This window comes from uncultured Frigoribacterium sp., from assembly GCF_963515265.1.
Taxonomy (GTDB): domain Bacteria; phylum Actinomycetota; class Actinomycetes; order Actinomycetales; family Microbacteriaceae; genus Frigoribacterium.
Genome location: NZ_CAUPYL010000129.1, coordinates 1 through 7,609, shown reverse-complemented (window position 1 = coordinate 7,609; position 7,609 = coordinate 1). Strand labels below are relative to the sequence as shown.

Genomic DNA, 7,609 nt, shown 5'->3' with positions numbered 1-7,609 from the left:
CGGCTACGCGCCGGGGGCCGTGGCGGCCGCGGCCGCGCGCGCCGCAGCCGGCACGGCGTCGAGGATCCGCGACACCGTCGCGTCGTCGTGCGCGGCGGTGACGAACCACGCCTCGTACACCGAGGGAGGCAGGGCCACCCCCGAGTCGAGCATCGAGTGGAAGAACGCCGGGTACCGCCAGGTCTGCTGTGCCCGCACGTCGTCGTAGTCGCGCGGCGGGGTCGCCGTGAAGGCGAACGAGAACAGCGAGCCCGCGTGCTGCACGGCGTGCTCGACGCCCTCGGCCGACAGGGCCGCGGAGACCTCGTGCGACAGCGTGTCGGCGACGGCGTCGAGCCGGGCGTAGACCTCCGGGGTCGCCAGGCGCAGGGTCGCGATGCCCGCCGCGACGGCGACGGGGTTCCCGCTCAGCGTGCCGGCCTGGTACACCGGGCCGGTCGGGGCCAGGAAGTCCATCACCTCGGCGCGGCCGCCGAGCGCGGCGAGGGGCATGCCGCCGCCGATCACCTTGCCGAAGGTGACGAGGTCGGGCTGCCAGCCGGCGCCGTCGGGCACGACCTTCGACGCCTCGAGGCCCCACCAGCCGGCCGGGCCGACGCGGAAGCCCGTGAGCACCTCGTCGACGATCAGCAGCGCGCCGTGGCGGCTCGTGATCTCGGACAGGCTGCGGTTGAAGCCGCGGTCGGGCGCGACCACTCCCATGTTGGCGGCGGCCGCCTCCACGATGACCGCCGCGATGCGGGGGCCGTGCTCGTCGAACACGGCGCGCACGGCGTCGAGGTCGTTGTAGGGCAGCACCAGCGTCTGGGCCGCCGTCTCGGCGGTGATGCCGGCCGAGCCGGGCATCGACAGCGTGGCGACGCCGGACCCGGCCTCGGCCAGGAGCGAGTCGGAATGGCCGTGGTAATGGCCGGCGAACTTCACGAGCAGGTCGCGACCGGTGTAGCCGCGGGCCAGGCGGATGGCCGTCATCGTGGCCTCGGTGCCGGTCGACACCATGCGGATCTTGCCGATCGGGCGGGCGTCGCCGACGGCCACGCGCTCGCGCACCAGCTCGGCGAGCTCGGTCTCGGCGGGCGTCGACGCGCCGAAGGACAGGCCACGGGCCGCGGCCTCCTGCACGGCGCGCACCACCTCGGGGTGGGCGTGCCCGAGGATCGCGGGGCCCCACGAGGCCACCAGGTCGACGTACTCGCGCCCCTCGGCGTCGGTCACGTGCGGCCCCTTAGCCCCCACGAGGAACCGGGGCGTGCCCCCGACGCTGCCGTAGGCGCGCACCGGGGAGTTCACCCCGCCCGGGATCGACTGCTTCGCGCGGGTGAAGAAGTGCTCGTTGGCGTGGTCGCCCATCAGATGTCTCCCTTGCGCAGGCGGGTGGCCAGCTCGGTGGCCCAGTAGGTGAGGATCGCGTCGGCACCGGCGCGCTTGATCGACAGCACGCTCTCGTACGACGCGGCGTCGAGGTCGATCCAGCCGTTCGCGGCGGCGGCGTGCATCATCGAGTACTCGCCGCTGATCTGGTAGGCCCAGACGGGCACCGGGCTCATCGCCGCGGTCTCGGCCAGCACGTCGAGGTAGCTCATCGCCGGCTTCACCATGACGATGTCCGCGCCCTCGGCGATGTCGAGCTCGACCTCGCGGATGCCCTCGCGACCGTTGGCCGCGTCCTGCTGGTAGGTGCGCCGGTCGCCGACGAGCGTCGACTGCACCGCCTCGCGGAACGGGCCGTAGAAGGCCGAGGCGTACTTGGCCGCGTAGGCGAGCAAGGCCGTGCCGCCGAAGCCGGCGTCGTCGAGGGCCTCGCGGGCCGAGCCGATCTGGCCGTCCATCATGCCGCTCATGCCGATCAGCTGCGAGCCGGCCTCGGCCTGCACGATCGCCATCTCGTCGTAGCGGACCAGCGTCGCGTCGTTGTCGACCGAGCCGTCGGCGGCCAGCACGCCGCAGTGGCCGTGGTCGGTGAACTCGTCGAGGCAGAGGTCGGTCTGCACGACGAGGGCGCCCTGCGCCGCGTCGACCGCCACGCGCGTGCCGACGTTGAGGATGCCCTCGGGGTCGGTGGCGCCCGACCCGACCGCGTCCTTCTCGAGGGGCACGCCGAACAGCATGACGCCTCCCACCCCGGCCGCGGCCGCCTCCTCGACGGCACGCGGCAGGCTCGAGAGGCTGTGGTGCACCACGCCCGGCATCGAGCTGATGGCGACGGGCTCGTCGATGCCCTCGCGCACGAACATCGGCAGCACGAGGTCGGCCGGGTGCAGCCGCGTCTCGGCGGTCAGGCGGCGGAGGGCAGGGGTGGCGCGCAGCCGGCGGGGCCGCACGCGGGGGAACTGGGACATGGTCCTTCTCGGGTCGTCGATGGTCGTCGATGTCGGGGCCCCGGCACGGTCGAGCCGAGGAGGCGCGGTGCGGGCACCGCGGGAGGGTCGCGTCAGCGTCCCCCTCCGTGCGCGTCGTCGAGGTCGGCCGTGCCGCCCGCGACGGCGTTCTCGACCACCGCCTCCACCAGGGCCGCGGCGGAGCGCGTCTCGGCGATGAGGTGGACGGGCAGCCCGGCCGCACGGGCGTCGAACGCCGTGCGCGGGCCGATGCAGGCCACGACCGTGCTCTCGGGCAGGGGCGCCAGCTGGGCGGCGATCTGCCGTGCGACGCTGCCCGAGGTGACGAGCAGCACGCTGATGTCGCCGGAGGCGACGTCGCGCACCACGTCGTCGGTGACGGGCACGCCGACGGTGCGGTACGCCGAGACGAACTCGGCGTCGAAGCCCCGGGCGGACAGGCCGGCGACCAGGGTCGGCTCGGCGATGTCGGACTGGGGCACGAGCACGCGCCCGGCGACGAGCTCCGACGGCCACTCCTTGACGAGGCCGCGGGCGGAGTTGTCGCCCTCGGGGACGAAGTCGACGTGGTAGCCGGCCAGCGTCAGCGCCGCGGCGGTCGTCTCTCCGACGGCCGCGATGCGCGTCGCGGGGATGGGCCGGATCCCGTTGCCGACGAGCACGTCGACGGTCGTGGCGCTGGTGACGACGAGCCACTCGTAGACGCCCGCCTTCAGTCGCCCCAGCGCGGCGGCGAGCAGCTCGGGCGTCTCGGCGGGCGCGAAGTTGATGAGCGGCGCGATCACGGGTGCCGCGCCGTACGACCGGAGGGACGCCGACACGCCGTCGCCCCACTTGCCGCCCCGCGGCACGAGGACGCGCACGCCCTTGAGCGGCTTGGCGGCGGTCACGACGCGCTCCCCAGGGGGTCCCCGCCCGCGGGCCCCCCGCCGATCGGCGCGAGCTCGGCCGCGCCGAGCTCGAGCAGCTCGTCGACGACGCGGCCGGCCACCTCGTGGACGTCCGCGAGCTGGGCCGTGACGGGCCCCTCCTCGAGCGAGACCGCGTGCGACGAGCTGATGCGGCGCGAGCCGTCGGGGCTGTAGACCGTGGCGCTGAGCAGCAGCAGGCCGGCGTCGACGACGGCGGTCGCGCCGATGGGCGCCGAGCAGCCCGCCTCGAGCCCGGCGAGCACCTCGCGCTCGGCGGTGACGACGAGACGGGTCTCGACGTGCTCGATCGCGCGGAGCCCGCGGGCCAGCTCGTCGCTGGGGTCGCCCTCGCGCACCTCGACGGCGAGCGCGCCCTGGCCGGGGGCGCTGGGCCACGGGCCGAGGCCGAGCAGGTCGGTCACCGAGGTCGAGCGGCCGAGGCGGCCCAGGCCGGCCGCGGCGAGCACGACGGCGTCCAGGTCGTCCTCGAGCCGACGGAGGCGGGTGTCGACGTTGCCGCGGATCGGCACGACCTCGAGGTCGGGACGTCGCGCGAGCAGCTGGGCGACACGACGGGGCGAGCCGGTGCCGACCTTCGCGCCCTGCGGCAGCGTCTCGAGGGTGAGGCCGTCACGGGCGCAGAGCGCGTCGCGGGCGTCGGCCCGGCCCGGGATCGCCCCGATGTGCAGACCCGGGTGGGAGGCGGTGGGCAGGTCCTTGAGGGAGTGCACCAGCACGTCGCACTCGTCGGCGAGCAGCGCCTCGCGCAGCGCGCTCGCGAACACGCCCGTGCCGCCGAGCGAGAGCGACTCGCCCGTCGCCTGGGTGCGGTCGCCCTCGGTGTGCACGCGGACGAGCTCGACGTCGTGGCCGGTCGCGGCCGCGAGGCGCTCCGCGACCGTGGTGGACTGCGCGACGGCCAGCGCGCTGGCCCGGGTGCCTACTCGGAGTGTCGCCACGCTCCTACGGCACCAATCCCGAGACGGCGGGCTTGAACCCGAGGCGCACGTTCTCGCAGCAGCCCGGACGGCACACGTCGTACCAGGGCCCGATGTCGGTGAGGTGCGGGCGGTCGTCGACGGGGGTGCCCTCGACACGCTCGAGGACGAGGTCGACGAGGCCGGTCACGTAGTTCGGGTCGATGCCGGGGGTGGGGGTGCGCGTGGCCCAGAAGCCGTTCTTCTCGCTGGTCTCGAGCGCCTCCTCGTCGAGGTCCCACATGACCTCCATGTGGTCGCTCACGAAGCCGAGCGGCACGATGACGACGGCGCGCGTCGGGCCGCCGGCGAGGTCGTCGATGGCGTCGTTGATGTCGGGCTCGAGCCACGGCATCGAGGGCGGGCCGCTGCGCGACTGGTAGACGAGCTGCCACGGCACGGTCGTGCCGCCGCCGGCGGGCAGGTCGAGCCCGAGACCGGCCTCGGCCGCGGCCATGACGACCTCGGCGACGGCCTTGTGCTGCGCCGCGTACGCGCCCTCGTCGTCGAAGCCGCGCGCCTCGGGACCGCTGCGGGCGGCGTCGGTCGACGGGATCGAGTGCGTCGCGAAGAGCACCTGCACCTCGGTCGCGAGGTCGAGGTCGGCGTTCTCGGCCCGGGCCTTCTCGAGGCCCTCGCGGACGCCGTCGATGAACGGCTGGACGAAGCCGGGGTGGTCGAAGAACTGACGCACCTTGTCGATCATGATCTTGCCCTCGAGCCCGGTGGCCTCGAGCGCCATCGCGAAGTCCTCGCGGTACTGGCGGCACGAGCTGTAGGACGAGTAGGCGCTCGTCGCGACCGCGATGAGCTTGGTGAAGCCGCGCTCGTCGGCCTCGCGCACGGCGTCGGCCATGTACGGGTCCCAGTTGCGGTTGCCCCAGATCACGGGCAGGTCGATGCCGCGCCGCGACAGCTCGCCCTCGAGGGCGACCTTGAGCTCGCGGTTGTGCTGGTTGATGGGGCTGACGCCGCCGAAGTGGCGGTAGTGCGTCGCCACCTCCTCCAGGCGCTCCTCGGGGATGCCGCGGCCGCGCGTGACGTTGCGGAGGAACGGGATGACGTCGTCCTGGCCCTCGGGCCCGCCGAAGCCGGCGAGGAGGATCGCGTCGTAGTCGGTGGGCACGCTGACGTGCTCGGGCCCCTGCGCGGCGGCGGGGGTGGCAGCCCGGACGAGCTGGCCGTTGGTGATGCCGGTGGTGTCGGTCACGACAGGACCTCGATGATCTCGGTGGTGGTGATGCGACGGCCCGTGTAGAACGGGATCTCCTCGCGGACGTGTCGGCGGGCCTCGGTGTAGCGGAGGTCGCGCATGAGGTCGACGAGCTGGACGAGCTCGGGAGCCTCGAGGGCCAGGATCCACTCGTAGTCGCCGAGGGAGAAGCTGGCCACCGTGTTCGTGAGCACGGCGCGGTGCTCGGAGCCCTGCTTGCCGTGGTCGGCGAGCATCTGACGGCGCTCGGCCTCGGGCAGCAGGTACCACTCGTAGCTGCGGACGAACGGGTAGACCGTGAGCCACGCCTCGGGCTCCTTGCCGCGCATGAACGCGGGGCTGTGGCTCCGCGAGAACTCGGCGTCGCGGTGCATGCCCATGGCGTTCCAGGTCGGCAGCAGGCCGCCGAGGACGTCGGTGCGCAGGAGGCGGCGGTACGCCGACTGGATCGCCTCGGGGACCTCGCCGTGCAGCCAGATCATCACGTCGGCGTCGGCGCGGAGGGCGCTGACGTCGTAGAAGCCACGGACGACCACGCCCTCGGAGGCGAGGGAGTCGACGAGCTCGTCGAGCTGCGCGACGTCCTCGTGCTCGGGGGCGTACGGGTTCTGGGGATCGCGGCGGAGCACTGCCCAGAGGGTGTACCCGAGGCGCTCGGCGCCGGGTCGCTCGGCAGGAAGGGAATCGGACGTCGGCAGCTCGGGGACTGGCGAGTCGGCGCTGTGACTCATGGGGCCATTCTCCACCTGTGCGGGCTGGGAGCCCAACCAGGTTGCGACGTCGTCGAGCGATCTCCGGCCGACCGCCCGGGGGCCGTCGGACGGGGCCGTCGGACGGGCGGTCGCGCAGGGGCCGTCGCGCAGGGACCGTCGGGCGGGCTCGCAGCCCGCCTCCCGGTCAGCGCGACCGGACGGCCGCGACGACGACGCCCGCGAGCGCCAGCGCGGCGACGCCGGCACCCGCGACCCAGGGCAGCGGGTCGCGCGAGAACGACGACTTCGCGCGGTGGCCCGCGATCCCGAGCTGCTTCGGGACGTTGAGCTTGTCCTCGAGCTCGTTCAGCGTCGCGGCGAGCTCCGCACGGGTGCGGTCGATGTGTGCCTGGATGTCGCTGCCGTCGGCCTTGTCGGCCTTGTCGCTGCTGTCGTTCTTGGCGGTGCTGTCGCTCACGGGGTCTCCGATCGGTGCGGGCGGGGAGGAGGGGTCGAGCGGGGCTCGCAGGGAGTCGCGGAGGCGGCGGCTCAGAACTCGGTGACGTCGTGCCCCGGGATGGTCCCGACGCCCTTGACGGCCTTGAGGTCGCGCTTGAGGCTCGCGATCGTCTTCTCCGGCACGGCCGGGAGGCCCTTCTTGATGCTCTTGTAGCCGAGGAACGCCAGCAGGGCGGCGACGAGGAGGAGCACGAAGGCGACGATCAGCGCCGACAGCCAGCCGGGCAGCCAGATCGCGATCAGCAGGACGATGCCCGTGAGCAGCACCCCGAGCATGGCGAAGACGAAGACGAGCGCGCCGACGAGGAACCCCGCACCGATGCCGAAGGCCTTGAGCGTGCCGATGATCTCGTACTTGAGCAGGGCGAGCTCGCCCTTGACGAGGTCGGTGACCAGGCTGGGGACGTCCTGGACCAGGGCGAAGAACGAGCGCGACTTGGAGCCGCGTCGGACCTTGTCGCTCCGGGTGGAGTCGGTCACTTCTTCTTCTTCCCGCCTCCGACGGCCTTGACGGCCACCGTCTTCACGCCGTTGACGACCGCGTCGACCGCGTCGGCGGCCTTGGCGCCCGCGAAGTCCTCGGCCTTGACGACCTGCCGCTGCACGGCGCGGCTGTTCCACAGCTTCGACGAGTTCGCGGCGATCTGCTCGTAGCGCTCGTGGCCGGCGCGAGCGCCCAGCACGAATCCGACGGCTGCTCCGGCGACGAAGATCAGTTTGCCTCGCATGTCGCTCCATTCATGTGTGGGGGCGCACGGACCGGTGCCCGACGCGCTGTCCCAATGTAGCCCGGTGCCGCCCGCCGCCGCCCGGACGCGCCCGTGCTCGGCCGCTGCGCGGGTCGACTTGCCCCGCGGCGCCTCCTCCGCTGTCCCGAGCGCGCAGCTGCGGCCACATGTCGGCGGGTAGTGGCCGCCCGCGGCGGGTCAGGGTCGCCCGCGGCGGGTCAGGGTCGCCC

General features: G+C 73.6%; 9 protein-coding genes. All 9 read right to left on the bottom strand.

From position 1 onward, the window contains the following. Positions 1-3 precede the first annotated feature (3 nt). A complete protein-coding gene (gene hemL / locus RWM17_RS10360; RefSeq protein WP_314103378.1) occupies positions 4-1,350 on the bottom strand; it encodes a glutamate-1-semialdehyde 2,1-aminomutase in 1,347 nt (448 codons plus the stop codon). Further along, a complete protein-coding gene (gene hemB, locus RWM17_RS10355; protein ID WP_314103377.1) occupies positions 1,350-2,339 on the bottom strand; it encodes a porphobilinogen synthase in 990 nt (329 codons plus the stop codon). The genes hemL and hemB overlap by 1 nt, the downstream gene beginning before the upstream one ends. 92 nt (positions 2,340-2,431) lie before the next feature. Then, the gene (locus tag RWM17_RS10350) at positions 2,432-3,229 is read right to left on the bottom strand and encodes a uroporphyrinogen-III synthase (protein ID WP_314103375.1); all 798 of its coding nucleotides are present in this window, start codon (positions 3,227-3,229) and stop codon (positions 2,432-2,434) included. Beyond that, positions 3,226-4,209, bottom strand: coding sequence for a hydroxymethylbilane synthase (hemC, locus tag RWM17_RS10345; protein WP_314103373.1), 984 nt, complete (start codon positions 4,207-4,209; stop codon positions 3,226-3,228). Before hemC ends, RWM17_RS10350 begins: the two co-directional genes overlap by 4 nt. Before the next feature lie 4 nt (positions 4,210-4,213). Further along, positions 4,214-5,437 (bottom strand): ferrochelatase, encoded by a 1,224-nt coding sequence (locus tag RWM17_RS10340; RefSeq protein WP_314103371.1) that lies wholly within the window; start codon positions 5,435-5,437, stop codon positions 4,214-4,216. After that, positions 5,434-6,171, bottom strand: coding sequence for a hydrogen peroxide-dependent heme synthase (gene hemQ / locus RWM17_RS10335; protein ID WP_314103370.1), 738 nt, complete (start codon positions 6,169-6,171; stop codon positions 5,434-5,436). Before hemQ ends, RWM17_RS10340 begins: the two co-directional genes overlap by 4 nt. Before the next feature lie 166 nt (positions 6,172-6,337). Continuing rightward, on the bottom strand, positions 6,338-6,610 hold the full coding sequence (locus tag RWM17_RS10330; protein WP_192040518.1) for a DUF3618 domain-containing protein: 273 nt from the start codon (positions 6,608-6,610) through the stop codon (positions 6,338-6,340). Positions 6,611-6,681: 71 nt separating this feature from the next. Then, positions 6,682-7,131 (bottom strand): phage holin family protein, encoded by a 450-nt coding sequence (locus RWM17_RS10325; RefSeq protein ID WP_314103368.1) that lies wholly within the window; start codon positions 7,129-7,131, stop codon positions 6,682-6,684. Then, positions 7,128-7,379, bottom strand: coding sequence for a hypothetical protein (locus tag RWM17_RS10320; RefSeq protein WP_123547434.1), 252 nt, complete (start codon positions 7,377-7,379; stop codon positions 7,128-7,130). The genes RWM17_RS10325 and RWM17_RS10320 overlap by 4 nt, the downstream gene beginning before the upstream one ends. Positions 7,380-7,609 lie beyond the last annotated feature (230 nt).

What these genes read in the sequence shown, in the direction of transcription:
- hemL (WP_314103378.1), bottom strand. Translation starts at nt 1,350, where the DNA reads ATGGGCGACCACGCCAACGAGCACTTCTTCACCCGCGCGAAGCAGTCG.
- hemB (WP_314103377.1), bottom strand. Translation starts at nt 2,339, where the DNA reads ATGTCCCAGTTCCCCCGCGTGCGGCCCCGCCGGCTGCGCGCCACCCCT.
- hemQ (WP_314103370.1), bottom strand. Translation starts at nt 6,171, where the DNA reads ATGAGTCACAGCGCCGACTCGCCAGTCCCCGAGCTGCCGACGTCCGAT.
- RWM17_RS10320 (WP_123547434.1), bottom strand. Translation starts at nt 7,379, where the DNA reads ATGCGAGGCAAACTGATCTTCGTCGCCGGAGCAGCCGTCGGATTCGTG.